22 protein-coding genes and 1 tRNA gene are annotated in these 26,165 nt (G+C 44.6%); 8 read left to right on the forward strand and 15 right to left on the reverse strand.

The window, feature by feature from the left end; all coding sequences use genetic code 11:
* Positions 1 to 21: 21 nt before the first annotated feature.
* Positions 22 to 954, reverse strand: a complete 933-nt coding sequence (locus ACX5KA_RS20725) for a LysR family transcriptional regulator (RefSeq protein ID WP_202943150.1) — start codon at positions 952 to 954, stop codon at positions 22 to 24.
* 99 nt (positions 955 to 1,053) lie between these two features.
* Here ACX5KA_RS20725 and ACX5KA_RS20730 point away from each other — a divergent pair, with 99 nt between their 5' ends.
* Entirely contained in the window at positions 1,054 to 2,067 is a 1,014-nt protein-coding gene (locus tag ACX5KA_RS20730; RefSeq protein ID WP_458732118.1) for a zinc-binding alcohol dehydrogenase family protein, read from the forward strand.
* A 131-nt stretch (positions 2,068 to 2,198) separates the two neighbouring features.
* Here ACX5KA_RS20730 and ACX5KA_RS20735 read toward each other — a convergent pair whose 3' ends face one another.
* Positions 2,199 to 3,194 carry a YhdH/YhfP family quinone oxidoreductase gene (locus ACX5KA_RS20735; protein WP_458732109.1) on the reverse strand — a complete coding sequence of 332 codons (996 nt, stop codon included), beginning with the start codon at positions 3,192 to 3,194 and terminating at the stop codon, positions 2,199 to 2,201.
* Between the two features lie 337 nt (positions 3,195 to 3,531).
* On the opposite strand from ACX5KA_RS20735, the gene ACX5KA_RS20740 reads away from it, so the two are divergent.
* On the forward strand, positions 3,532 to 3,834 hold the full coding sequence (locus ACX5KA_RS20740; RefSeq protein ID WP_156964785.1) for a winged helix-turn-helix transcriptional regulator: 303 nt from the start codon (positions 3,532 to 3,534) through the stop codon (positions 3,832 to 3,834).
* A gap of 93 nt (positions 3,835 to 3,927) precedes the next feature.
* On the opposite strand, the gene gtfA is transcribed toward ACX5KA_RS20740, so the two are convergent.
* From gtfA to ACX5KA_RS20770, 6 genes are all read right to left on the reverse strand, one after another.
* Positions 3,928 to 5,424 carry a sucrose phosphorylase gene (gene gtfA / locus ACX5KA_RS20745; protein ID WP_458732110.1) on the reverse strand — a complete coding sequence of 499 codons (1,497 nt, stop codon included), beginning with the start codon at positions 5,422 to 5,424 and terminating at the stop codon, positions 3,928 to 3,930.
* Between the two features lie 394 nt (positions 5,425 to 5,818).
* Positions 5,819 to 5,992 carry an oxidoreductase-like domain-containing protein gene (locus ACX5KA_RS20750; protein ID WP_084081914.1) on the reverse strand — a complete coding sequence of 58 codons (174 nt, stop codon included), beginning with the start codon at positions 5,990 to 5,992 and terminating at the stop codon, positions 5,819 to 5,821.
* 240 nt (positions 5,993 to 6,232) lie between these two features.
* Positions 6,233 to 8,002 carry a flotillin family protein gene (locus tag ACX5KA_RS20755; protein ID WP_039222632.1) on the reverse strand — a complete coding sequence of 590 codons (1,770 nt, stop codon included), beginning with the start codon at positions 8,000 to 8,002 and terminating at the stop codon, positions 6,233 to 6,235.
* An 18-nt stretch (positions 8,003 to 8,020) separates the two neighbouring features.
* A complete protein-coding gene (locus ACX5KA_RS20760) occupies positions 8,021 to 8,635 on the reverse strand; it encodes an OB-fold-containig protein (RefSeq protein ID WP_039222630.1) in 615 nt (204 codons plus the stop codon).
* A 124-nt stretch (positions 8,636 to 8,759) separates the two neighbouring features.
* Positions 8,760 to 9,485: a UDP-2,3-diacylglucosamine diphosphatase gene (gene lpxH / locus ACX5KA_RS20765; RefSeq protein WP_458732111.1), complete on the reverse strand. Its 726-nt coding sequence runs from the start codon at positions 9,483 to 9,485 to the stop codon at positions 8,760 to 8,762.
* A 128-nt stretch (positions 9,486 to 9,613) separates the two neighbouring features.
* A complete protein-coding gene (locus tag ACX5KA_RS20770; RefSeq protein WP_239247459.1) occupies positions 9,614 to 10,105 on the reverse strand; it encodes a peptidylprolyl isomerase in 492 nt (163 codons plus the stop codon).
* Between the two features lie 187 nt (positions 10,106 to 10,292).
* On the opposite strand from ACX5KA_RS20770, the gene cysS reads away from it, so the two are divergent.
* Positions 10,293 to 11,675 (forward strand): cysteine--tRNA ligase, encoded by a 1,383-nt coding sequence (gene cysS, locus ACX5KA_RS20775; RefSeq protein WP_458732112.1) that lies wholly within the window; start codon positions 10,293 to 10,295, stop codon positions 11,673 to 11,675.
* 188 nt (positions 11,676 to 11,863) lie between these two features.
* On the opposite strand, the gene ACX5KA_RS20780 is transcribed toward cysS, so the two are convergent.
* The 4 genes from ACX5KA_RS20780 to gloB all read right to left on the reverse strand — a co-directional run bounded on the left by ACX5KA_RS20780 (position 11,864) and on the right by gloB (position 16,042).
* Positions 11,864 to 12,286, reverse strand: coding sequence for a halomucin (locus tag ACX5KA_RS20780; protein ID WP_458732113.1), 423 nt, complete (start codon positions 12,284 to 12,286; stop codon positions 11,864 to 11,866).
* A 123-nt stretch (positions 12,287 to 12,409) separates the two neighbouring features.
* Complete coding sequence (locus tag ACX5KA_RS20785; RefSeq protein ID WP_458732114.1) at positions 12,410 to 13,441, reverse strand: ion transporter; 1,032 nt, start codon at positions 13,439 to 13,441, stop codon at positions 12,410 to 12,412.
* 80 nt (positions 13,442 to 13,521) lie between these two features.
* Positions 13,522 to 15,186 (reverse strand): lytic transglycosylase, encoded by a 1,665-nt coding sequence (locus tag ACX5KA_RS20790; protein ID WP_458732115.1) that lies wholly within the window; start codon positions 15,184 to 15,186, stop codon positions 13,522 to 13,524.
* Positions 15,187 to 15,250: 64 nt separating this feature from the next.
* Positions 15,251 to 16,042: a hydroxyacylglutathione hydrolase gene (gloB, locus tag ACX5KA_RS20795; protein WP_039222617.1), complete on the reverse strand. Its 792-nt coding sequence runs from the start codon at positions 16,040 to 16,042 to the stop codon at positions 15,251 to 15,253.
* 84 nt (positions 16,043 to 16,126) lie between these two features.
* Between gloB and ACX5KA_RS20800 the strand changes: the two genes are divergently transcribed.
* Complete coding sequence (locus ACX5KA_RS20800) at positions 16,127 to 16,987, forward strand: class I SAM-dependent methyltransferase (RefSeq protein ID WP_039222612.1); 861 nt, start codon at positions 16,127 to 16,129, stop codon at positions 16,985 to 16,987.
* Positions 16,988 to 17,172: 185 nt separating this feature from the next.
* Here ACX5KA_RS20800 and ACX5KA_RS20805 read toward each other — a convergent pair whose 3' ends face one another.
* Together ACX5KA_RS20805 and metG are read right to left on the reverse strand one after the other, a co-directional pair.
* Entirely contained in the window at positions 17,173 to 18,012 is an 840-nt protein-coding gene (locus tag ACX5KA_RS20805; protein WP_039222609.1) for a mechanosensitive ion channel family protein, read from the reverse strand.
* A gap of 360 nt (positions 18,013 to 18,372) precedes the next feature.
* On the reverse strand, positions 18,373 to 20,400 hold the full coding sequence (gene metG / locus ACX5KA_RS20810) for a methionine--tRNA ligase (protein WP_039216629.1): 2,028 nt from the start codon (positions 20,398 to 20,400) through the stop codon (positions 18,373 to 18,375).
* A gap of 108 nt (positions 20,401 to 20,508) precedes the next feature.
* On the opposite strand from metG, the gene apbC reads away from it, so the two are divergent.
* From apbC to ACX5KA_RS20830, 4 genes are all read left to right on the forward strand, one after another.
* Positions 20,509 to 21,615 carry an iron-sulfur cluster carrier protein ApbC gene (gene apbC, locus ACX5KA_RS20815; RefSeq protein ID WP_458732116.1) on the forward strand — a complete coding sequence of 369 codons (1,107 nt, stop codon included), beginning with the start codon at positions 20,509 to 20,511 and terminating at the stop codon, positions 21,613 to 21,615.
* A gap of 224 nt (positions 21,616 to 21,839) precedes the next feature.
* Positions 21,840 to 22,433: a dCTP deaminase gene (gene dcd, locus ACX5KA_RS20820; RefSeq protein WP_014979644.1), complete on the forward strand. Its 594-nt coding sequence runs from the start codon at positions 21,840 to 21,842 to the stop codon at positions 22,431 to 22,433.
* 138 nt (positions 22,434 to 22,571) lie between these two features.
* The gene (locus tag ACX5KA_RS20825; protein ID WP_039216624.1) at positions 22,572 to 24,008 is read left to right on the forward strand and encodes an SLC13 family permease; all 1,437 of its coding nucleotides are present in this window, start codon (positions 22,572 to 22,574) and stop codon (positions 24,006 to 24,008) included.
* A gap of 136 nt (positions 24,009 to 24,144) precedes the next feature.
* Positions 24,145 to 24,221: transfer RNA gene (locus ACX5KA_RS20830), tRNA-Pro, on the forward strand.
* A gap of 53 nt (positions 24,222 to 24,274) precedes the next feature.
* Here ACX5KA_RS20830 and ACX5KA_RS20835 read toward each other — a convergent pair.
* Complete coding sequence (locus ACX5KA_RS20835; RefSeq protein WP_458732117.1) at positions 24,275 to 25,483, reverse strand: ISL3 family transposase; 1,209 nt, start codon at positions 25,481 to 25,483, stop codon at positions 24,275 to 24,277.
* Positions 25,484 to 26,165 lie beyond the last annotated feature (682 nt).

A 26,165-nucleotide genomic window follows, 5' to 3' on the forward strand; every position in this document is an offset into this window, starting at 1 on the left:
TTAGTTCTTCAAGCTATTTTTTTACCCTTTATCTGCAATAACTACACTCGATTCTTTGAGTCTCACTAAACATTCAGCGCAGCGTGTTTTTAACATGTCTCTTAATAATCTAACCGCCGGAGTAATCGACTGTCGGCTTGGGCAAATTAGCCAAAGCTGTGTAGGTTTTGGTTGGTAATCAGGTAATAACGTAATAAGGCGACCATTTGTAATATCGTCGCATATGTCCAAACCAGATTTAACTGCAACCCCTTTGCCCGCTACAGCCCACCGTCTTACCATTTCACCGTCGTTCGCCGTTCTGTTGCCGTGCATTTTTATTTTTAGCGGTTTACCTTGGTGCAAAAGTTCCCATTCGTTATAAACCTTGTCGTGTAATTGATAAAAAAGCCCATTGTGCAACTGTAAGTCTTCTAATTTTTCGAGGGCTCCATGACGGGCGATATAGGAAGGAGAAGCAACAAGAAGCCTGGGAACATCACAAATTTTAAAGCCGTAAACGCTCGCATCATCTGGCGAACCGTATCGCAGCGCTAGGTCGATGGGGTCGCGGTAAAAATCAATGTTACTGTCATTTAAATTAAGTTTTACGCTTACTTTGTCATGCTCATCCATGAAGTCATCAAGCCATGGAGCAACTACGTTTCTTCCCAAGTCCGACGACAAACCCAGCCGCAATTCGCCTTCAATAATACCGGTGTCACCTTTCAGGTTTTGCTTAGCGTTCGTCAGCATCAACATGGCCTGTTCACATGTAGGCAAAAACCTTTCACCCGCAGACGACAGACGTAGTGAGCGGGTGGTGCGAACAAACAATTCGGCGCCAAGGGCCTGTTCTACGCGTTTAACCGCAGCGCTTGCGGTTGCTGTACGCATATTCAAATGTGTCGCTGCTGCAGTAATGTTTCTAAATTCAGCAACTTTTATTACTACATTTAAGTCGTCGAGTAACATGGCTTTCAAAAACTATTTGATAATGTTTCTTTTATTGTGCTGTTTATCCAAATTTAATCAAGAGTATGATAAAGATATTACTCAAAGGAGAGACAAATGATGAAAGCTATTGGTTATACCCAATCACTTGGTATTAATGAGCCTAATGCACTGGTGGATATCGACGTCGAAAAGCCCAGCGCGTCGGGTCGAGATTTACTTGTAAAAATAAGTGCGATAGCAGTTAACCCGGTCGATTATAAAATTCGTCATAACGTTAATCCTAATGGAGGTGAGCCCAAAATTCTGGGGTGGGATGCAGTAGGTGAAATTGTTGATATAGGCGCTGATGTTACCGAGTTCGCAGTTGGTGACAGAGTTTACTACGCTGGCGACCTTACCAGAGCCGGCTCAAACGCAGAGTTTCAATTAGTTGATGAACGTATTGTCGGTAAAGCGCCTAAGTCTCTGTCAGACAGCGATGCTGCGGCACTCCCTCTAACCACAATCACAGCGTACGAATTGTTGTTTGATCATCTTGCTCTAAGTCAACAAAGTGAAAAGAGCGATGAGGTTGTGCTTGTGGTAGGCGCAGCTGGTGGCGTGGGTTCAATTATGCTGCAATTGCTTAAAGTACTAACGGGGGCTACCGTGATTGCTACTGCCTCGCGTGAAAGCTCAAAAAGTTGGGTTCAGGAGTTAGGTGCCGACTACGTAGTGGATCACAGCAAGCCTATGGCTGAGCAAATCAAGGCGTTAAACATTGGTGAAGTGACTCATGTCGCAAGCTTAAATAATACGCACCAGTACATTGAAAGCTTTGTTGAAGTTATGAAGCCGAAGGGCAAACTAGCGCTAATTGACGACCCAGAAAGTCTTGACGTAGCTAAGCTTAAGCAGAAGAGCTTGTCACTTCATTGGGAGTTCATGTTTACGCGCTCAATGTTTGAAACCGACGATATGGCAGAGCAAAGCCGCTTGCTTACTCATGTAGCATCGCTTATCGACGACGGTAAAATTAAGACTACTGTAGGCAAGCATTTAGGTAAAATAAATGCGGCTAACTTAATCGAGGCTCACAAAATTTTAGAAGAAGGACGTGCTATAGGTAAGTTAGTACTAGAGGGCTTCTAAAGAAAGCGTACTTTAGGTTAATTAATACCATTCACTTGTCTAAAAAATGAGTAACGACGGGAACTAGTCACTCGTCGGGGCGAGTCAGAAAAGCCGAAGGCACCATATTAAGGTGCCTTCTTTTTATGTACTTAGCCTTGAACATTAACCAAAGTACGGCCAGAAATCTGTCCTTTTAAGATTGCGTCTATTTTTTCATTTACCGCATCAAGGGTCACTTCCTCAGTAAGATCGTCAAGGCAGACTAGCTTCCATTCACTAGCAAGCTTGTCCCACAACCTCAATCTTGGAGGCATTGGGCACTGCACAGAGTCGATTCCAAGTAATGAAACGCCTCGCAAGATAAATGGAAATACACTCACGTTAAGATCTGCAGCAGCCGTAAGACCGCAGCACGTCACTGCGCCGCCATATTGCGTAGCTTTGATTGCCTGTGCTAGATACTCTCCGCCTACTGTATCAACGGCGCCAGCGAATTGCTCCTTAAGCATGGGGCGTTCTTTGTTTTCTAATAGTTCGTCGCGAGTTATCACTTTGTTTGCGCCAAGTGTCTTTAAAAATGACTCATGCTCTTTTTTTCCAGTGCATGCCACAACCGAAAAGCCAGCTTTTGCCAACAGGGCAACAGCGACAGAGCCCACGCCTCCTGTAGCGCCAGTGACTAGAATATCGCCTTTGTCAGGAGTCACGCCGTGTTCAACCAAGCCTTGTACCGATAGTCCTGCAGTAAAACCTGCGGTACCAATGATCATTGACTCTCTCAACGTAAGTCCATTTGGCTTAGCTACCGCCCATTCACTTGGAATTCTGATGTATTCGCCAAAGCCTCCAGCGGTGTTCATGCCGAGGTCAAATCCGGTGACAATAACCTCGTCTCCTTCTTTAAAGCGATTGTCACCACACGATACCACTGTACCCGCGGCATCAATTCCTGGGGTATGAGGAAAGTCTCTGCTCACACCTGGATTGCCGGTGGCTGACAGTGCATCTTTGTAGTTAAGCGATGAATAATGCACCTTAATGAGTAGCGTGCCTTCAGGCAAGTCATCAAATGAGCGCTGCGTTACGTTGCTCGTGAAGGATTTATCTTCCTGCTTTTCTACAAGCAAAGCTTTAAACGATGTCATACCTGTCTCCGTTAGTCGAATGATTACGCTACCCATTGTGACAATATATAAACTTTGCGCAAGTATGCACTTTTTAGTACGGTAGTACCCTAAAAGATACTATTGGGGCTGTGGGCAATATGTTAAGTATTTGTATGCGTTTGCCGGAACCGGCTGATACCCAAAGATCGTTATTGATAAAGTAACTAAGAGAAAGAGCATGACGGTAAATTTAAAAAGCGTTGAGGACATAGAAAGAGAAGTATTCCCAGACAATAAAAGCAACGCGGCCTCTAAACGTGAAAATAAAGGTTGTAGTCAGGCTCTTGGAGAAAATGCAGGCGAGCCAAATCAATACATCTGCGGAGTTGCCGTGTCGCTAGAAATTATAGGTGGCAAGTGGAAAGGCGTGATTTTATGGCACCTTTGTCATAAAACGCTACGCTTCAGTCAATTGCGTAGGAGGCTGCAAGGCGTTACCCAAAAAATGCTTACGCAGCAGTTGAGAGAGTTAGAACGCGACGGTTTAGTTAACCGGAAAGTGTTTGCTGAAGTGCCACCTCGTGTTGAATATTCCTTGACTGATTTAGGCCGTACGTTAGAGCCCACCTTACGGCAACTGTGTGAATGGGGCAGGGCATATCATGATGACTATAGGTAGTCGAGATGATATTCATTTGAAGTAGCGCTTAACACGAGCCAAGCGCTACTTCTTGCTGTAAGGACTTAGTCTAAAACTTTAAACAGTCGGATGTTAAGCTAGCAATGAGCCAATAGACAATACACTTTCTTCACCATTGGTTACTGTGGTGATGGTCGCATCCATTGCGCTGAAGTTAACGTTTAGTGAAGCGGTATCGCTATCTTTTTTCCACGAAAGAACCAGTTCGTCATTATTGTAATTTACGTCAAACTCGCCATTGAATGCATCGCTTTCATTTCTAAGTGATATGAGTTTCATTAAACCTTTTACCACTGGCTTTTCAACGGCCTGTTCAACCATAGAAGTTGTTAAGTAAGGGCGGTTTATATCACGGCCAACATTAGTCCGAGCAAGTAACTCCATATCATTGTGTGCAGCAAGCATACCGCCATAGTAGACTTGAGGAATACCCGGGCTAAAGAACTGAATAGCACGAGCAACCAAGTAGGCGAAATCATCCTTACCTAATGCATCGTAATACGTACAGTTAACTTGATACAGGTCTACATTGTTCGCCGCGGCTCCTGTAGCCTTTTTAGATTCTCCGTTAGAGTTCACATGTATTTGTTCAACAAGCGAGTTGATCGCGTCTGCATTAAGAAGACCAGGCTTGTCACCACTTGCGCCCACATCAACAATACCAATACCATCATGGGTATCTAATACGGTAAAGCAGTTACGAGGCGAGATAGAAAGCCAGTATGCCAGTGCTTCTGCATTCTTAGTAAATAACGTATGTAATACAAGCGGCGGTAAAGCAAAATCATAAACACTGTCGCAACGCGCAGCGATATCGATCTGTGTTTGGTAGTGACTATGTATTTCTACCAAGCACTGCATGCCCATACCACGCGCGCGATTAGAAAGTTCTTCAATAAACTCAAAGGTTTCTTCAAGCATGAAGCAGTTTGAGCCTGCGCGTTTAATGGCATAGCCTGCCGCGTCTAAACGGATAAGATCAACATTACTTTCAGTGAATGACTGAAGAATAGAAGATAAATAGTCTTTGCCTAGCTGAGACTCTACATCAATATCAATCTGATTTGAGGTAAAGGTAGTCCAGAATGGAACAGTTTCTGGTTTATCAGTTGCAGTACCAACTTCGTAATCGCTGAAAAATGGCGTCGGACGAGGGCGGAAGACTCGTGCTATTTGTTCGTCGATTTGCGCTTGGTCATTACCTTTAAAAATGTCTTCTTTGGTTAAAAACAATGGCCAGTAAGTCGATTCGCGTCCGTTTTTTAACACGTCTTTAAATGCTTCACTTTGCCCTGACATGTGGTTAACGATGAGGTCGGCCATAATATCTACCGATTCGCCAAGCTTTTTGATGTTGTTCCAATCGCCTAGTCGTTCATCTACTGTCGTATGATCGATTGGGTCGAAACCCGCATCTTCGCCATCGTATGGATAGTAAAAGGGTAAAACGTGAACGCCAGTGAACAGTCCGTTCAATGGACCTTCAAGTATCGCTGTCATGCTCTCGATGTTGCCATCGCCCAGTCGGTCTGCGTAGGTAATGAGTTGAACGCCATTGCGTATAGACATGATAATTCTCCAAAATTCAGCATGTGCTAGCTCGTACTTCTTCTGTGTTTCGCGAGCACACATTACTACAAATTAAGCACTACCAGTCTGATAGGTTCACAGTTAACTATGTAACGGGTTTAGCTTAATTCTTAATCTTTTACCGTAGACTCATAAAGTTTGATTAAAAATCACGATAAACTTAAAACTTAATCGATTAAGTAAAGATAGCAGCAGACAGGTAATTTGTAAATGAGAAGTTTCAAAAATGAGACAGGAAAAGCCTATGCTCAAGGGGTATTGACGTCGATTTTGCATTTGAGCAACTTGTCGATGGTGAGCTTCTCAAAGGTAAAGGTTAGTCTATAGTCGTTGTGTAGATGGTGAGTTTTGAAGAAGAGTATTGGTACAAGTGTTAAGCGCTACTGTTTGATGAGTTGCTGTTGTTTAATTTTTCTAACTCTCGTTTCGCCTCTTTCCATTTAGCGAGTTTCTCATAGTACACGTCCCAAATACAAGGGCAGCACGAACCCCCGCCGCAACAGTCGTCTCTCAATGGTTTTTCCGGCTCTTCCGGTAGCGAGTCCATGAAATTTATCCTTATTTTTTTCTAAAAATATCCAGCGCGCTAAGCATATTGGCAATAGTTAACAATACCTAGAAGCGATTAGAATTGAAACTGCCAAATCAGATGTTACTCGTAAAAACGAGGCTAAACAAAAAGCCCTGTTAAATAACAGGGCTTGGGGTATCTATATATCTTATTTTACTAGGCAGACACAGGCCGCTGCAAAAATGTAAAACAAAGGTCAACAGGCCTAGTAATGAATTAATCAGCAGGGTGCTCTTCCTGAACTTTTCGACCATTTAGGTTTTCTGGTGCAGTCACAACGGGCTTAGGCTTAACTGCACCGGCTTTAGCCAATATATCGCTGTTGCCGGTAACCAAGTCTGCTAAAGAGCCTTTGTCGGCATCGACTAAACCTACTTCCCGCAGCATAGAATCTACCAGAGGGGCGTTAGCACGATAATTTAGCGCTGCCTGTGTTACCTGCTCTGCAAGGCCGTTACTTGAGGTTGCAACAGTATGCTCACCATTAGCGCCGCTACCCTGACCGTACCCTTGGAGAATTTTAATACCTTCAATGTTTTCAAGAGGCTTAACCGCTTGTGCAACAAGTTCCGGCAGTATCTTGAGCATCGCAAGGGCCTTTTGTAGCTCAATTTGCTCGGTTTTAAGAGTATTCTCAGCTTCGTAAAGGGCTTGTTTACCCTGCGCTTCAACGGCAAGTACTTTTTCATCAGCGTCGGCTTGTAGCATTTTCGCATCGGCTGCAGCTTTGGCCTCGGTAAGAATTGCGGCAGCAGAGTTTTCAGCCGCTTCTTTCTTAGCCTGTGCTTCAACGGTTATGCCCACTGCTTCACGTTCAGCTTCTTTACGCGCATCAATAACTTCAATTTGCTTCTTACGCTCAGCTTCTGCTACCGATTTAGCGGTAAGCACTGCTTCTTCTTTTTCCACTTTTTGCTTTTCAGCTTCAGCGGCTTTAGCGCGAGCTGCAGACTCTTCTTCCGACTTAGTCGCAACAGCAATTTGTTTTATTTGCTCTGAAACCTCAACTTCCTGCTGCTGGCGTATACGAGCTTGTTCTAGCGCTTGGCGCTTAGCAATTTCTTGCGTTTCTATTTCACGAGATTTCTCAATTTCAGCTGCTTCAATAGCGCGGTTTTTAGCAATTTCTGCTTCGCGCTCTTCTCGTTCTTTCATTTCACGTTGTTTGGCAATTTCAGCTTTTTGCTCTTGGCGTTTAAAAGCAAGTACCTGCTCTTGCGCTAGTCGGGCCTCTTCTTCATCGCGCTTTACGTCTAAAGATTGTTTTTCGGCCGCTAAGTTGCGCTGCTCAATGAAAATACGGTTTTCTTGCTGGATGTCGTTAGTTTCTTTGCGTTTTTCTTCAATGATTTTGGTCAGACGAGCGCGACCTTCTGCATCGAACGCATTGTTTTCGTTAAAGAACTGCAGGTCTGTTTGGTCGAACCCGGTTAAGCTTACCGATTCAAGTTCTAAACCGTTCTTCTCTAGGTCGTTAGCCACACTTTGCTGAACTTTTTGTACGAAATCAGCACGCTGTTCGTGCATCTCTGTCATGCTCATTTCAGCAGCTACGGCACGCAGTACGTCTACAAACTTTGACTCCATTAATTTTTTTACTTCTTCAGCGCGGGTGGTGCGAGTACCTAGCGTTTGCGCAGCCATTGAGATGCCGTTGGCATTCGGCGCTACACGTAGATAGAAGTCGGCTTTTACGTCCACACGCATGCGGTCTTTTGTAATAAGCGCGTCTTTTTGAATTTTCTCTACTTCTATACGAAGGGTATTCATGTTCACCGGAATAATTTCGTGAACCACAGGAAGAACCAAAGCGCCACCGTCCTTGATCACTTTCTCGCCACCTAACCCGGTTCTTACGAACGCCGTTTCTTTTGTAGCTCGTGTGTAGAGTTTAGCGAATATAAGGCCAATAACGATAAGCCCTACAACAATAGCACCGGCAATAAAGAGTATTGACGGCAAGCTAGATGGTTGAATTGTATCCATACTTTTATCTCTTTTAGGTTATAGGTAGCGGGTTGCTAACCAGCTGTGTTGGTTTTTCTGAACTAAAATGACGCGCTCTCCCTGTGCGAACAATTCTTCATCTTCGAATGGTTCAACTAACACAAAATGAGGCTGAGAATAATGGTCGGTGAACTTGGCTTCTGCCGGGTTACCGCGGCTTGCTTTTCCAATGGTGATTTCGGCTACGGAGCCTATAAAATCCTCGCTGTTCACCGCACTAGATTCTACGCTAGGCAATACACCTGCAATAATCTTTACAGTTTTTGCTGTAACCAGTAGCCCAATAAAAAAAGCGAGGGTAACAGATAGGAGCGTGGGTAGCGTAAAGCTTAGTACACTTGCTGTAATGCCATTTATAATTAGGCCAAGAAGCCCGAATATTGTAAGCAATACTATCAAGTATATTAAAAAGGGAACTTTATTGATATTTAGCCAGTTAGCAAACGAGGTATTGAGAAATCCATCGCCATCTAATTCTGCAAAGTCGTCGCCAAGCCCTAAAAGGCTTGCGCCAAACACTGTACTAACAAGCTCTAAAATAAAAACGAAAAATACGGCTATAAGCGCAATGCTGAACCAGAAATTTGCAGGGGAAAGAAGAACATCTGTCATTTACACCGTCCATGATGACTAACTTGCTTTTATTCTTTATACCACAGAACAAAAATTAAGCCAGTTCGCAACACATGTACTTTGGGCTAGTTTGTAACAAATAATTATGGGTCGCGCTTTTACGCTAGCTGAAGTTATGCTTTTGCAGCATCACGTCATTTTCAGTAACCTTCAACACACTGCCTTGGTCATACCAATCTCCAAGAACAATACGCGTTGCAGGTTTGCCATTAGCTTCAAGGCTGTGGACGTTTGGTCTGTGTGTATGGCCGTGGATCATGCGTTGCACACCCCATTTCTCCATCACTTTTACTACCTCTTCTGGGGTTACATCCATAATATCTGGCTTAAGGTTTTGTTGCTTAGCTTTGCTCTCTGCGCGGCCATTGTCCGCAACACGCTGGCGATACCATAATGGTAGGGCAAGCATTAATCGAGGCCACCACCATCCACGGGATTTCTTGCGAAACTTTTGATAGGCAACGTCGCGAGTACAAAGCTCGTCACCATGAGTCAGCAGGGTAGGCGTGCCGTAAAGATCTATAACTTCTTGTTCGTTTAATAGTGTCATTCCAGCTTTTGATAGCCACTTTTCCCGTATAGCGAAATCGCGATTGCCGTGAATAAAGTAAATGGGGCAGTGCTGACTCACTTCTTTAAAGGCTGCCGCTATGGCTGTGTTAAACGGGGTGACGTTATCGTCTCCAATCCAAACTTCAAACAAATCACCAAGAACATAGAGTGCGTCGGCGTTAACTGCATCTTCTGCTAAAAATCGCAATAAGCATTCTGTAATATCTGGGCGGTCGGCACTTAGGTGTAAATCGGCAATGAAGTAGGTGAACGACATAAATCTTCTTAAGTGTGGTTTAAAAAGCCGCGTTAGCAATAACGCGGCTTGCTTTTAACTAGGGGCCGAAAGCATGTTGAAGAACATGCTAATCAAGCCAATATTTAGTTAAGCGTTAGACGGGCCGCTTAAGCAACCACTGCTTTTTCAATGATAACTGGCTCAACAGGTACATCTTGGTGATAACCGTGGTTACCGGTTTTAACGGCTTTAATCTTCTCTACCACGTCCATACCTTCAGTTACTTTACCAAAGGCACAGTATCCCCAACCATTGACAGACTTGCTAGTATGGTTAAGGAAGTCGTTGTTGTTCACATTAATAAAAAACTGTGCTGTAGCAGAGTGTGGGTCTTGTGTGCGCGCCATCGCGATAGTACCTACTTCGTTGGCAACACCGTTGTCTGCTTCGTTTTCAATCGGATCTTTTGTATCTTTTTGGTCCATATCTGGCGTAAAACCACCACCTTGGATCATAAAGTTATTAATTACACGGTGAAAAATTGTGTTATCAAAAAAGCCGTCTTCAACGTAAGAAAGGAAGTTAGCGACGGTTTTTGGCGCTTTATCTTCGAAAAGCTCTAGGGTGATGTCACCGAAATTTGTTTTTAACGTAACCATTGTGGTGTGTCCTGTGTGTTAGCAAACATATAATGTGCGCTCATTTTAGCGCAAAACGAGTAGCCAGCGCAAAGAGATGGGTAAGAGGTATCACGGCAATAAACGCTGTAAAAGGCTTGTACCATTTAAATCGTGACAGTGCTAAACTTTGCGGCCGAAAAAATTACGAAAAATAGGAAATATCGACATGCTACATCTTTACAATACCCGAACCCGTGAAAAAGCGAAGTTTGTTCCGCTTCAAGAAGGGAAGGTGGGTTTGTATGTGTGTGGTATTACCGTTTATGACCTAAGTCACATGGGTCATGCCCGTACTTACCTAAGTTTCGATGTTTTGGTACGCTACATGCGCCACCTTGGTTTAGATGTGAAGTACGTGCGCAATATCACCGATATCGACGATAAGATTATTGCTCGCGCCAATGAAAATGGCGAAAGCTTTGAGGCGCTTACTGCACGCACTATTGCCATGATGCACGAAGATTTTGCGGCGATTAACTTACTAGAGCCAGACGTTGAACCGACAGTAAGTGGCCACATGGATGAGATTATTGAAATCATCCAGCGTTTAATTGACAAAGGCTACGCCTATCAAGCTAAAAGCGGCGATGTGCTATTCGATGTAAGCAAGTATGAAGACTACGGTAAGTTAAGCAAACAAGACTTAGATCAGCTCAAAGCCGGTGCACGTGTTGAAGTGGCGGCAGGTAAAGACGACCCGCTAGACTTCGTATTGTGGAAGACCACCAAGCCGGGAGAACCAGCATGGCAGTCACCATGGGGCAAAGGTCGCCCAGGTTGGCATATTGAGTGTTCAGCGATGAACCACAAGCACCTTGGTGCGCACTTTGATATTCACGGCGGTGGCTCAGATTTAACCTTCCCTCATCACGAAAATGAAGTGGCTCAATCGTGCTGCGCGTATGACACACCTTACGTAAACGTGTGGATGCACGCAGGTATGGTACAGGTTAATGATGAAAAGATGTCTAAGTCGTTAGGCAACTTCTTTACCTTGCGCGATGTGCTTAAAGAACACGATTCAGAAACCTTGCGTTTCTTTTTAATGTCGGCGCATTATCGTAGTCAGTTAAGCTACTCGCAAGACAACATCACTCAAGCAAAAGCGGCCCTAGAGCGTTTGTATACTGCACTTCGTGGTGTTGAAGTAGATGAAAGCACTGACCTTGGCTACGGTGGCTACTTAGCACGTTTCGAAGCGGCTATGAATGATGACCTTAACGTGCCTGAAGCTTTTTCGGTGTTGTTCGACGTGGCACGTGAACTTAACCGTCAAAAAGACAATGCTGACGTGGCGGGCAAACTGGCAGCGGTTCTCAAAGGTCTGGGCGCCATTTTGGGTATGCTTCAAAGTGATCCAGATACTTACCTCAAAGGTGGTGACGGTAATGACGACGAAGCGGCTGAAATTGAAGCCTTGATTAAACAGCGCAATGATGCCCGTGCCGCGAAAGACTGGGCAGCAGCAGACGCTGCACGTGATGCACTAAACGCAAAAGGTGTAGTGCTGGAAGATGGCCCAAGCGGTACGACCTGGCGAAAAGCCTAAATAGCAGCAGTGCTATTAGATAGCAAGAAAGCCCGCATTTGCGGGCTTTCTTATTTGGTAAGGGTGAAACGGCTAATAGCTTCTATGCTTAGCTTATCAATGGCTTTACTATTCGCGTTAAAGGCGTGCTTGATAGTGAGACGAGAATTATTCTGTCTACTACTGAAAAATAGTATGTCTTATCAGTCTTAACAGCTATTGTCGCCATTTATCCATCGATTTACATCATCACTTAAATTTAAGTCTGTACCTAAGTTAAACTCACCTTCTCGAACAGATACCTCGCTGCCGTAGGTTGAGTGGGTAACGGTGACGTGCAGAAAAGGATATTGCGGAGTGCTCCCTTCTTTACGACTGGCCGTGAGTTTGTAGCCGTTTTGTATTGTGTACGTGTTTACGACTATATCGCTATGGATTGGCTTATGCAGTGTGGACCAGCATCGGTTTGCATTGTATTCGATGCGCTCAACTATTTTTTCAGGTTCTTGGTTGGTAGAAATAGAAGAGGTCGGCAAGATCACCATGCAGCCCGAAGCAAATGCCGTTATACAAATTACTAGTATTGCGTGGTTAAATGAGCGGATGAACGTTCTGCGGCGTTTGATTTTCATCTTAAATCCCTGTAATCATTATAATTATATTCGTAAGGACTTTATATTAACTTATTTGTATGAACAATGACTGAACAGAATACTGGTGAGCGTTCACCTTGACTCCACCGCTTTGCAAATTTATTAAACTTCGGGCTTGCCAGCGGGAATAGCCGATTCTTTTTCGGTAAGATGTGACTTCCAACGCTGCTGTGCAACGTGTGCTTTCACCAGTTCTAAGCATTCGTTTACAACGTTAAGTACTTCTTTATCAAGTGCATCGGCGGTAGGGGTATAGTCGTGCATGCCGACCGAAATGAAATGGTCGATGTGCTCTGCGTCTAAGTCGCTTAACAGATTAACCAGCGATGTGGTAACTATGTCAGTAACCGATTCTTCCAATGTATTTTCAATAGTTTTGCCAATAACAGGTAGATAGTGAAGGGAAGAGACTTGCGCATTACTTCTCACCGCTTTACCCACGCTTTTGCGCACGTGCTCTCGTATTACCTCGCCGTGCTCTTCGCTTTGAATAGACTGGCCTAAATGGTTAATAACGCCAGCCATCCATTGGGTTATCACAGGGCGACGGGGGGCCAGTACCTGTGCGTTGATATCGTCTAATAAAGGCGAACCTGCCGAGATGTCTTTTTGCGCATCACTTAGCACCTTTACAACAATCCGGTCGCTTAACTCTTCAACAAATACATCGTAGTAAAACGCAAAAAAACGAAAGACAGCAGTTTGATTTAAGTCGATGATTTCGAATTTGTGCAGGCGGTGCAAAATAGAAAATATGCGCAAGAAACGAAATAGGCGGGTAGGTCCAGTAGGGATTAGGCCTATGATGTCGTACCAATGCAAAAACGGAAAAAAGTACCAGCGTAAGTGTTCTTTACGCACAATAGCTACAACCCACCGGAAGCAAAATTCGCTGAAGAATATGGCGATAAACACCAAGTCGACCAACAGAAAGTTGTTGTGAACAGGATCGTAAGCACTAAGAAAAGCGGGAAAATACGTGCCCAATAGACCATAGACAAAGTCGGTGGCGTATAAGGCGTCGAAAATGAGCCATGTTAGGTTCACAAAAAGTATACCTAACATGACTAAATCTAAGATTAACCAAGGCGTTTCATGACTGTTTCGCAAATTTTCTCGGTTAATTCTTAGCATTTCCTTATCCTGTATTCTGACTCAAAGCGTAACGTAAATGCAGTTGTGCATGAACAGTATCGAACTTTAAGTATTAAAGGTTAGCTTGATGCGTTCAACCTTGTTACGTCTACATAAAGTTTTAGCTTCTGACCAGGTTGTAGATAGCGCTTGGTATTAAGTGAATTCCACCTGCCTATGTCGCTTACTCTCACATTGAACTTGCTGGCGATACGAGATAACGAATCGCCATTTCTTACTGTGTAGGTCACTTTTTTGGTAACACCGTCTTGCGCTTTACCTTCTTGCCAGATGACTAAGGTCTTGCCCGGGTGAAGCATATCGCCAGGGGCCATAGCGTTCCATTTAGCTAACTGTTTAGTGCTTATATTGTACTTACGGGCAATATCCCAAAGCGTATCACCAGATTGTACGGTATGACGTACTTTTTGCTTAGACGTGTTACCGTTTTGTAAGCTAGCGAGACGTTGCTCTTGAGATAACGTATAGCTGTCCAGTTCTTGAAGTGCTACTGGTACCATTATCGCTTGACCCACGCGGATCATGGACGAGTCGAGCTCATTCACTTTTTTAAGAACTTTCACGGTGGTGTGATACTGCTTTGCGATTTTGCCTAAACTGTCGCCGGGCTTCACCGAGTGGCGCACCCAGTTCAATCGCTCCTTTTGATCAATTTTGGCCAGTGCTTGGGAAAAAGCGGCCGCTTTGTCTAAAGGAAGTATCAACCTATGGGGTCCTTCTGGCGACGTTGCCCAACGATTGAACCCTGGGTTTAACCCGTGTAGCTCTTTTAAAGACATACCGGCAAGTTCCGCAGCAAACGCTAAATCGACCTGAGAGCCAATATCAACCACTTCAATAACGGCAACGTTTTCCACTTCTGGCCATGAGTACGCATATTCATCTTTGTTTTTAAGAATATCAGCAAGCGCTAATAACTTAGGTACGTAAGCACGGGTTTCCTTGGGTAAATTCAGGTTCCAGAAATCAGTAGGTTTTCCTGCACGTTTGTTTGCTTTAATCGCTCGCTGTACACGACCTTCGCCGCTGTTATAGGCAGCAAGTGCATGAAGCCAATTTCCGTCGAACATTTCATTTAGGTATGTAAGGTAGTCAAGTGCACCTTGAGTAGACGCAACAACGTCGCGACGTCCGTCGTACCACCAATTCTGTTGCATACCAAAGCGCTTGCCTGTGCCAGGAATAAACTGCCACATACCAGCCGCTCGGCCATGGGAATAAGCAAAGGGATCAAAAGCACTTTCTACTATTGGTAAAAGCACAAGCTCCATCGGCATGTCGCGCTTTTCAATTTCTTCGGTAATGTAATAAAGAAAAGGCTTGGCACGTTTTACAACGCGAGCCATATACTCTGGGTGCTTCAGGTACCATTTACGCTGTGCGCTAATGCGTTTGTCGTCAGGGATCGCTAAGGCGAAATTCGCGCTTGCACGTTCCCATACGTCAGTAACTACCGCCTGCGTATGCATGTCAGGTATATCGGTAAGCTCGGCACCTTCTTCTAGCGTATCGTCATTCGGGTGAACGACTTCAACAACGCCATCTCTTGCTAATTCACAATCTGAAATGGCTTCTTCGTTGCTATGAATTTCACTGCACGCTTCTAGCGAAGCGGTTTCGTTACTTTCTAATTGTGCATTGTCGCTACTATCGTCGGTTAACTGACAACCCGTTAAACCTATCGCCAACAACAACGGCGATAGAGGAAAAAACTTCAACTGCATATATGAAGAAACCTCTTGGAGCACTGCAAACCGGCAATATTACGATAATCGGTTTACTTTTGCATCAAAACTCATCTTTCCAGCGGCGAACTGCAGCAAATACAGCTACATCGTCAGCCAGGTTATTTTCGCAATAGGCTTCGGCAGCAGTTTTCACAGAAAGTTCATGAGCACGTAAAAATGGGTTTATATTCTTTTGCTCTTTGAGATTACTAGGTAGTGTAGGCTGACCTTGAGCGCGTTTATCTGCCACCCACTGTGCGTAGTCACACAGCGCCTTATTGTCTGGCTCTACGGCTAAAGCAAACTGGACATTAGCCTGAGTATACTCATGTGTACAGAACACTTTCGTGGCGTCGGGTAGTCGCTTTAACTTATTCAGTGAATGATGCATTTGCTCTGGCGAACCTTCAAACAATCTTCCGCAACCTGCTGAAAAAAGCGTATCGCCGCAAAATAGGGCGCCATGCCCAAAGAAAGCAATATGGTCAAGCGTATGCCCTGGCACTTCCATAACTTGCAGTGACATTTTAAACACAGGAAGTGTAACGGTATCACCTTGTGCCACCGATTTGGTAATGCCTCGTATATGGTTACCTCTGGGGCCTATTACTGGTAAATTGGGTACTGCTGACACTAGCTTCGCAATGCCACCGGTGTGATCTCTATGATGATGGGTAATAAGCACTGCGCTAAGCGTTAAGCCCTTAGCTTTTAGAAAAGCCAACACAGGTTCAGCATCACCCGGATCCACAACAATAGCGCTACTTTCGTTGTAAATGCACCAAATGTAATTGTCGGTAAAAGCGGGAATAGGATGAATGGCTACGCCTGAAGGAAGTGTTTCTGCCGTCATTAGAGTACCTGCTTGTGTAGGTAGAATTATGCGTTACTATAGGGGCTTGTGAAGAGCAGAGCAACCTAAGAGCGCGCAGTGTTAATGAGATCGGCGTTTAAAACCAAACCGCCTCGCTATCCTTCAAACTGGGATGATTTCCCTGCCGGCGAGCATATTAGACATGCTGTGAATACTGTGTGTAACGATTATGCAGAGCGCATATTTGGGTATCACTTTGCCAAACTAGGTTCGCTAAGTGCCGAGATCAATTTGCATAGCAGCCCAATTCGACACCATATCAACCATGTTCCGTTTAATGACCTAGTTAGCGACAAGCTAAATGACGACGATGGGAGTGGTGGCTTTTCCAACCGTAATTCAGCATCAGGTACTTCGTTAAACGAAGGCACGGGCGAACCGAAAAAAAGCCGAGGAAACACGGTAGTGGGGCAGTCGCACTGCTTACCCTTTGCCGAAAACAGCATTGATGGTTTTCTGTTAGCTAATGAATTAGATTTTGCGCAAGATCCTCACGAGATTTTACGCGAAGTTGACCGCGTTATAACGCAAAACGGTTACGTTATCATCAGTGGTTTTAACCCGTTAAGTCTGGCTGGAATTGCCAAATTTCTACCGGTTAAACGAGGAAACATTTTGCACGATGCTCGCTTTTTTACGTCATATCGCATTAAAGATTGGCTTCAGTTGCTGGGATTTGAAATTGTTGAACAGCGCCAAATAATGTTTTCAACGCTCTTTTTTCAACAAAAGTGGAAAGGGGCGGTTAAGCTTCAGGATTATTTATCTTCTTATTTGCCCTGGTGCAGCGCTGTATATGTAATACTCGCGAAAAAGCGGGTAATCCCTATGACGGCCATAAAACCTAAACGCAATTTAAAGCCGCGCTTTTCAGCGGTAGGGGCAAGCGTAAGGACTTCCACGGTGAATCGTACGCTGCGTTAGTGGTGTTAATGTTCATGTCATTCGCACTTAAAGCGGGCCAGGCTTTTAATTAAAAGGCCGTAATAAGCGTTAACCCTCTTAGATATTTGCTTGGTTGCTGTACCAAAACCCCAAGCTTTAACGTCTATAAGCCAATCTGAAGGGGAGATGGAGATAGCTTGGCACGCTATCTCCATATTCAGAACTTAGTCGTTACTTGCGTTATACAGATGCACATCTCGCTGTGGATAGGGAATGCTAATACCTTCTTCATCAAAAGCTTTTTTAACTTTTTCTTGCATATCCCAATAGTAAGGCCACAAATCATCTGTGCCAACCCAAGGCCTAAACATCAGGTCGACTGAATTATCACCTAAGCCAGCGACACAGATCCTCGGTGCAGGTTCGGTCAATGAGCGTTCGTCCTCTTCAAACAAACGTTGCAAAATTTTCTTTGCTTTGTCGATATCGTCATCGTAGCCAATACCAAATGTCATGTCGCAGCGACGCTTATCGTATACGCTAACGTTAGTTAACGTGGCATTAGATAGATTTCCGTTGGGAATAACAACACGCTTATTGTCAAAGGTGTTGATTACAGTATAAAGAATTTGTATCTCTGCAACAGAACCTAAATGACCTTCCGCTTCAATGGTATCACCCACTTTGAATGGTTTGAAAATAAGAATTAGCACACCGCCAGCAAAATTAGCCAGGCTGCCTTGTAATGCAAGACCTATAGCCAAGCCTGCCGCCCCAACCACGGCAATAAATGAGGTGGTTTCAATACCTATCATAGAGGCAACAGAAATCAACAACATGACTTTTAAAACGGCACTAATAAGCCCGCATAAAAATTTGTTTAGTGTAGGGTCCTTTTTACCTATTCGGTGATCCAACAGAGTTACAAAACGATTCACTAACCAAAGGCCCACCACCAAAGTGAGAATAGCCAATAGCAATTTGGGGGTGTAAGTCATCACCAATGATATGGCTTTTTCGGTTAATTCCGATAAATCGATATTAGTCCCGAATAAATCTTCCATAAATACCTCTTTCAATGATTAAACACCCTGACTACGTTAAAGAAAGAATGATAGATCGCCGTGAATTAATGCGAGTGAAATAGTTTTTTTGTTGATTTGAAGTCGGTAGCCTCTTTTGCAAGAGGGCAAGAGGGCAAGAGGGCAAGAGGGCAATAGCAAATAGCGGATTAAGTTGCAGAGCATGTGAGTAATGTTGGAGCTAGCTGATGGGGGAGATTACTGAGCTTATACGGCTGTGTGCTTGTGCCGGGATTGGGTATTAAAAATTGAAGAGTTTAAATAACCGCCCAATAAAAAAGTGACATCCCGTCGCTTTCTAGCGCTGAATGTCACCTTACTTTCATATGTTAGCTTTAAAGCTTACTTAACGCGCATACCCGGTTTTGCACCTTCGTGCGGCTCAAGAATGTATAGCTCGTCGCCGCCAGGGCCAGCGGCTAATACCATGCCTTCACTCATGCCAAAACGCATTTTACGAGGGGCGAGGTTCGCCACCATCACCGTGTGCTTACCAATAAGCGCTTCGGGAGAGTAGGCCGACTTAATACCTGCAAAAACTTGCTTTGTTTCGCCGCCTAAATCCAGCTCTAAGCGTAGAAGCTTGTCAGCTTTTTCTACGTGCTCGGCGTTAGCGATACGTGCAATACGTAAATCTACCTTGGCGAACTCGTCAAACGAGATAGTGTCACTGATAGGATCTTTAGCAAGCGGGCTGTCTGGGTCGATAGCTGGTGCTGCTGGCGCTAGGCTTTCTTTTGAATCTTCAACCATGGCGTCGATTTTCTCCATTTCTACACGCTGCATCATTGGCTTAAATTTGTTGATGGCGTGGCCTTTCAATAGGGTTTGCAGCGAATTCCAGTCGAACTTATCGTTTAAGAATTCTTCTGCTTTTTCTGCAAGTACAGGAAGCACAGGCTTCAAGTAAATCACTAACAGACGGAACATGTTGATACCTAGCGAGCATACATCGTGTGTGAACTGCTGCTTAGTCTCGTCTTTAATGGTTACCCAAGGTGCATTGTTATCAATGAACTGGTTCGCTTTATCAGCAAGAGCCATGATTTCGCGCACGGCTTGGTGGTACTTACGCTTCTCGAAAAGTGCAGCAATGCTCTCTGACGCGCTTTGGAACTCAGCAATAAGCTCTGGCTCAATCACGTTGTCAGATAATTTGCCGTCAAAACGCTTAGTGATAAAGCTTGCACAGCGGCTTGCAATGTTAACCACTTTACCTACCAGGTCTGAATTCACTTTTTGTGCGAAGTCAGTAAAGTTAAGGTCGATGTCGGTAACACCGTCGCCTAACTTAGACGCAAAGTAGTAACGCAGATATTCTGGGTTCAGGTGGTCAAGGTAAGTACGGCCTTTAATAAAGGTACCGCGCGACTTTGACATTTTCGCGCCGTTCACCGTTACGAAACCGTGAATATTTACGCCAGTGGGCTTACGGTATCCCGCGCCTTCTAGCATGGCAGGCCAGAAAAGGCAGTGGAAGTAAGTAATATCTTTACCAATAAAGTGATAAAGCTCAGCTTCTGAGTCTGCTTTCCAGAAGTCATCAAACTCTAGATTGTTTTGGTCGCAGAAGTTTTTGAAACTAGCCATGTAGCCAACAGGTGCATCGACCCACACGTAGAAGAACTTGTTCGGCGCACCTGGAATTTCAAAGCCGAAGTAAGGCGCGTCACGGCTAATGTCCCACTGTTGAAGACCTTCGGTAAACCATTCTTGCAGCTTGTTAGCTATTTCTTCCTGCAGAGCACCTGAGCGGATCCACTCTTTTAACATGCCTTCAAATTTTGGCAGGTCAAAGAAGAAGTGCTCAGACTCGCGTAGTACTGGTGTAGCACCCGATACAACGCTGCGCGGGTTCTTTACTTCTGTTGGGCTATACGTTGCACCACATACGTCACAGCTGTCGCCGTTTTGATCTTCTGCGCCACAGCTAGGGCAGGTACCCTTAACGAAACGATCCGGTAAGAACATTTCTTTTTCAGGGTCGAACAGTTGATTAATAGTGCGTTTACTGATGTAGCCCGCATTATCTAAACGGGTGTAAATTTCTTCACACAGCGCCTTGTTTTCTGGCGAATGGGTTACATAGTAGTTGTCGTAATCTACGTGAAAATCAACAAGGTCTTGGTGATGTTCAGCACGCGTTCTTGCCACCATTTCTTCTGGTGTAATGCCAAGCTCTTGGGCTTTAAGCATAACCGGCGTACCGTGTGCATCGTCGGCGCAAACACTGTAACATTCGTTTCCGCGAAGGCGCTGAAAACGAGTCCAGATGTCGGTTTGAATGTGTTCTAGCAAATGACCTAAGTGAATAGAGCCATTTGCGTATGGCAACGCACTGGTTACCAGAATTCGGCGTTTTTCTGACATAATGACGTTATTGATTCTTTGCGTTTCAAAATGGCTGCAAATACTAGCGGAAAACCGCGTTTTTTGCATTACGTAATTCACACAATTCTACTACTAGTAAGGCATTTTATGTTCTTTTCTCGCAAAGCAGAGCCGGCAACTCAAAAAGTTGCTGTAATTTTGGCCAAGTATTTTTCGTTAGATGTTGAAGATACCTTGCCATGGTGTGCTTTTAGCCAGCCAGAAAATGAAGATGCCGGTGTAACAGTTACCTTGCCGTTCTGTATTGCTACACAGCTAGACCGGCTTAAACAAGAAGTGCTTAACCAACTTAAAGGGAAGCTTGACGATGACCAACTTACGTTTAAACAAAACGTAGCAAGTGGAGAAACAGAAGTAGCGCCGGTCACCAACATTAAAAACATCATAGCTGTGGCTTCTGGCAAGGGCGGGGTAGGTAAGTCGACAACCAGTATCAATTTAGCGTTTGCACTTATGCAGGAAGGCGCGAAAGTTGGGATTTTAGATGCCGATATTTATGGGCCATCAATTCCCATTATGTTAGGTAATCCCGATGCACATCCTGAAAGCGAAGATAATAAGCACATGCAGCCCCTTATGTCACATGGAATAGTGGCGAACTCCATTGGTTACCTAGTGCCTCAAGAAGACGCCGCCGTATGGCGCGGACCCATGGCAAGCAGGGCATTAAAGCAATTATTAGATGAAACCCTATGGCCCGTGCTGGACTACTTAATTGTAGATATGCCACCGGGTACCGGCGATATCCAACTGACAATGGCGCAACAAGTTCCACTAACCGCTTCAGTAGTCGTTACAACGCCGCAGGACTTAGCGCTAGCCGACGCTCAAAAAGGCATAAGCATGTTTGAAAAAGTTAACGTACCTGTATTAGGACTTATTGAAAACATGAGTTACTACCAGTGTAGAGCCTGTGGCACCAAAGACTATGTGTTTTCAAAAGATGGGGGCGAGGCACTTGCCGAACGTCACGGACTGCCGCTTTTAGGTCAGCTACCTCTTGATATTCATATTCGCGAACATGGCGATGCCGGCACGCCTTTGTTAATTACCTCGCCCGAGAGTGCATTAAGTGAAAGCTATCGTGAGGCTGCTCGCGCGCTGTCTATGCAATTGGCCCTTACTGTTAAGCCACGCAAAGGGGCCGTTAAACACATCAAAGGCAACCCTATTGGCATTGTTGGTAAAGAGTAACTAGCTTGAAATATCTAGGTAACAAATATCAGGAATGCCCGACGGATAGGTAAATTCAGACAGGTGTAGTAAAGGTGAATTATAGTCAGGTTCGATTGCTTAAATTTAAAATTTGATAAAACTATACGAAAATTGCGCAAAAGCAGATAAAACAAGCCTTTGAGCAGTTGAATGCATGCGGCGACATACGCATAATAGCGGCCTAACGAAATGAGGAATACACCATGCGCTTGTGCGACCGCGATATCTACCAACATCTGCAAGATGGAAAAATTAAAATTGACCCTACACCCAGCTACGATCAAATAAGTGGTGTAACGGTAGATATCCGCCTAGGTAATAAATTTCGCGTGTTTGAAGATCACCAAGCGCCGTATATCGATTTAAGTGGGCCGAAAGCACAGGTTCAAGAAGCGCTGGACCACGTAATGAGCGATGAAATTGAACTAGAAGAGGGTAAAGCCTTCTTTCTACACCCCGGGGAACTGGCGCTTGCTATTACCCACGAGTCAGTAACCTTGCCTGACAACATCGTAGGTTGGTTAGACGGGCGTTCTTCGCTTGCGCGTTTGGGCTTGATGGTGCACGTGACCGCGCATCGAATAGATCCAGGCTGGTCGGGCAACATCGTTCTTGAGTTTTACAACAGTGGTAAGTTACCGCTAGCGCTTCGCCCTAAAATGAAAATAGGGGCACTTAGCTTTGAGGTGCTATCGGCGCCAGCTGAAAAACCTTACAACGCCAGAGTTGATGCTAAATACAAAGGCCAAGCAGGCGCAGTAGCCAGCCGAATCTCGTCTGACGACGAAAGTAAGTAAATCAACTTAAATACCACTTTTTTGGAAAAGCCTCGTGCGTTTCCCGCTAATTACTGATAGAAACTATAAGAGCAATAAAAAGGGCCAGTAGCTAAGGCCCTAGCACTTATAATAAAGCGATTAGTAACGGGAAGCGCAATGCACACAAACCCTGAACCTTCTTCAGATACTCAACAACGACAGCCAACACGCAAGAACAGTATTATTCTTTTCGCGTTTATCGCCTCTGTTCTAAGCGGTATGGGCTTGTGGGTTGTAAATCAGCCCAGCGAAATTATATTTACCGCTGCGATTACCCTTTTTGTAGCAGTACTTTGGGTAACCGAAGCGCTTCCTATTCCCGCTACTTCGCTTCTGCCATTCGCGTTATTCCCGTTATTTGGTGTGTTGTCTCACAGCGAAGCTGCCTCTGCTCTCGGAAGCCACGTTATCATTCTATTAATGGCTGCTTTCATGCTTTCAAAAGGGTTGGAGCGCGCTAACTTACACAAGCGTTTCGCCATTTACATGCTACGTGTAACGGGCAGCGGCAGCCCGCTTAAGCTGGTACTGGGCTTCATGTTAACAACCGCAGTACTCAGTATGTGGATTAGTAACACCGCCACGGTGTTAATGATGTTGCCAATGGCTATCGCTATTATCAATGCAGTAGACAACCCGCGATTTGGCGTGGCGCTAATACTTGGTATTGCTTATTCGGCAAGCTTAGGTGGGGTAGGGACACCGATTGGGACGCCACCTAACATTATCTTTATGAGCGTGTATGAAGAGACCCAAGGTATTGAATACAGCTTTATCGACTGGATGAAAACAGGTGTACCAATCGTAATACTAGGTGTGCCTATCATGGCCTTGTGGTTAGCGCGCGGTATTAAAGAAGTGGGCCACATAGATTTGCCTGTACCTAGCGCATGGACAAAGGCCGAAAAGCGTGTACTTGCCATTTTCGGTACGGTAGCAATGGCATGGATATTCAGACCTTTTTGGACTGCATGGATAGGGGTAACTACTATCAGTGATAGCACTATAGCCGTTGCGGGTGTTGCCGCCATGTTTTTCACCAATAGCGGCAATGATAACGGTGAAGTAGACGCAAAAGGCAACCGCGATAAGCTGCTAGATTGGAAAACCGCGAATGATATTCCGTGGGGTATGTTGTTATTGTTTGCCGGCGGTATTTGTATTGCCAAAGCGTTTATGTCATCGGGCTTAAGCGTATTAATGGGCTCATGGTTAACAGGGCTTGCAACCTTACCAGTATTACTACTTGTACTGGGCATTTGCTTGTTTGTAACCTTTCTTACTGAAATTACTTCAAACACGGCAACATCTACACTACTAATGCCAATTCTAGCGGCCGCGGGTATGGCTGTGGGCGTAGATCCTAAGTTGTTGATGATCCCCGCGGCAATTAGCGCAAGTTGCGCTTTTATGCTGCCAGTAGCAACAGCGCCTAACGCCATTGCGTACTCAACGGAAAAGTTCGATATTAAAACCATGGCCAGAGAAGGAATAATGCTTAACATGCTGGTGGCCTTAGTGGTAACCGCAGTGTGCTACGTCACTTTGGCCTGATATCAAAAAAACGGCAACTAGGTGTTTTGGTGCAGAAATTTGCAAAGATGGTTAGCAATTGAGCGCTTAAACAGGCTTATTGCTAAATTCCGTTGCATTGTGAACAAATTTGAGTAGACTTATCCGCTCTTTCGGTCGGTGTGTAGCGCAGCCTGGTAGCGCACTGTCATGGGGTGTCAGGGGTCGGAGGTTCAAATCCTCTCACACCGACCAACTTCCTCACCCTTATCAAATAAGGCTCTACCCCATAAACGGGGGATGAGCATTCACCCTACACGATTGATAACACCATCCCATCCGGTAACCGGCATAGCACAATGGGTCATCACTCTTATTCGATAATTTTCAAAGTTTCTAAAACCATACGCTCTTCTCGATATCATTTCCATTTTGTTGTGGAAGCCTTCAGTGCTCCCGTTGTTTCGTGTAAAGCGCCACATGGTGATGATAGGTTGCAACCACGAAGTTAAGGTATTGGCCAGTGCACGAAGTGGACTGTGATGTAACTGTTCAAGCAAGTCTAAGAACCTCGGTAATGTCTTCTCCATTCGTTTTTCATTCATAGTCTTTAACAGCATATACCTGATGAGCTTCTGTTTGATCTCATACAGTGTTTTCAACACCGGATAGTCAGCTAAGTAGCGTTGTAGATTGCTGTTTTTCTCTTCGCTTAAATGCCATTGATGTCGTCGCATCAAACTAAGTAGACCCCGATTTTTACGTCCTTCAGGGTGGTGTTGCTGCCACGCTTTTAAGAAGTGATAGTTTATCAAGCGCACCACATGAAAACGGTCAGCGACTATCGTAGCATTAGGGAAATAACGTTTGGCAATACCACGATAGGTTTCCGATAAATCCATCGCGATGAGCTTAACGTTTTCTTTATTGGGAAGATGGCGCAAGTACGAGCGTAAACTTAATTCAGAGCGCCCCAGTTTTACATCAAACACACTACGATGTCGTAAATCTACAAACGTCGTCGCATAACCCTTCTTACGGGTAAAAAAGTGTTCATCTATCCCCAGCATCTCTGGGCAGGGACGACTGATAATCTCTTTATATTTTTGGCTGATGTGTGATTGGTACCAACGCTCTACCGTAGTGGGACTAATGCGATGTGTGCGTGAGATACCACGCTGCGTAACACCACCGTGGTGCGCTTCAAAGACTTCTAAGCGAAAGCACTCCGACGCCCGATAGCGTGGCCGGATCCCAACAAAAGGGTGCCTGAAATAACGCCCACAGCATCGACAATGATACTTAGGTACCTTTAAATGTAGCGTTAGCACGTGATTACCTTGGCGCGTGTGCTTCACAGTACGCTTATGTGTGGCTTTTATGCGTAAATGTCGACTCTCACAATGCTTGCATAGCGGCTTTTTAGTGGGTTTCGCCCACACTTCAATAAAATCATGTCGATGAACACGTTCTATTTCTAACTCACTAATGCCTAAAATAGTACCTGCGTGGGACATCTGTACTCTCCATTAAATGATTCTTCGCAAAATCAGTTTAATGAATGCGGATGTCCCCCGTTAATGATGAAGAGCCCCAATTAATTTGCCTGTCTTGATGAAAGCTACTTCGCTGATTTCTAAAAGGTACCTGTTTAACATATGTTCAACTAGCCTTAAATACAGCTGGAAGTGCATAGCATTAATATTTCTTATACTCTACAGCATTGGATAATGCTTCCCCCCAAAAGACTATAACCATTTTCTAGTCACATCCTTTTTGTTTGTCAGCAAGTTCGTCAACCTCACCTGAAGAGGACTTAAGCGTGATATCGGGAAATTGAATAGCGGGGTTCAAGTTCTGTATATATCGAGTTCCTTAGCAATAATAAGTCGCAAATCCTTCACAAAAACGATGAATGCTTCACTTTTATTTTGAAGTATCAATTATTGTTGCGCTGATTCGTCGCAATACTTCGGCACAATGAAATAGCGCAGAGAAAAAGTGTGGAAAAACAGACTTAGATTAAAATACAAAAGCAGCCCTGGGGCTAATGCCAGTCAGTTAAGCTGACTGGCATTTTTCTTTTTAGCTGGGTACTTACTCGGTTTAGATTTAACGCATCGTGGATATAATCTGTCATCTCGCCGTGGCGGTAGCTCGTAGTAAGTCAGCTGATTGATAAGATTCTCATACAACACG

This window comes from Alteromonas alvinellae (genome assembly GCF_902705805.1).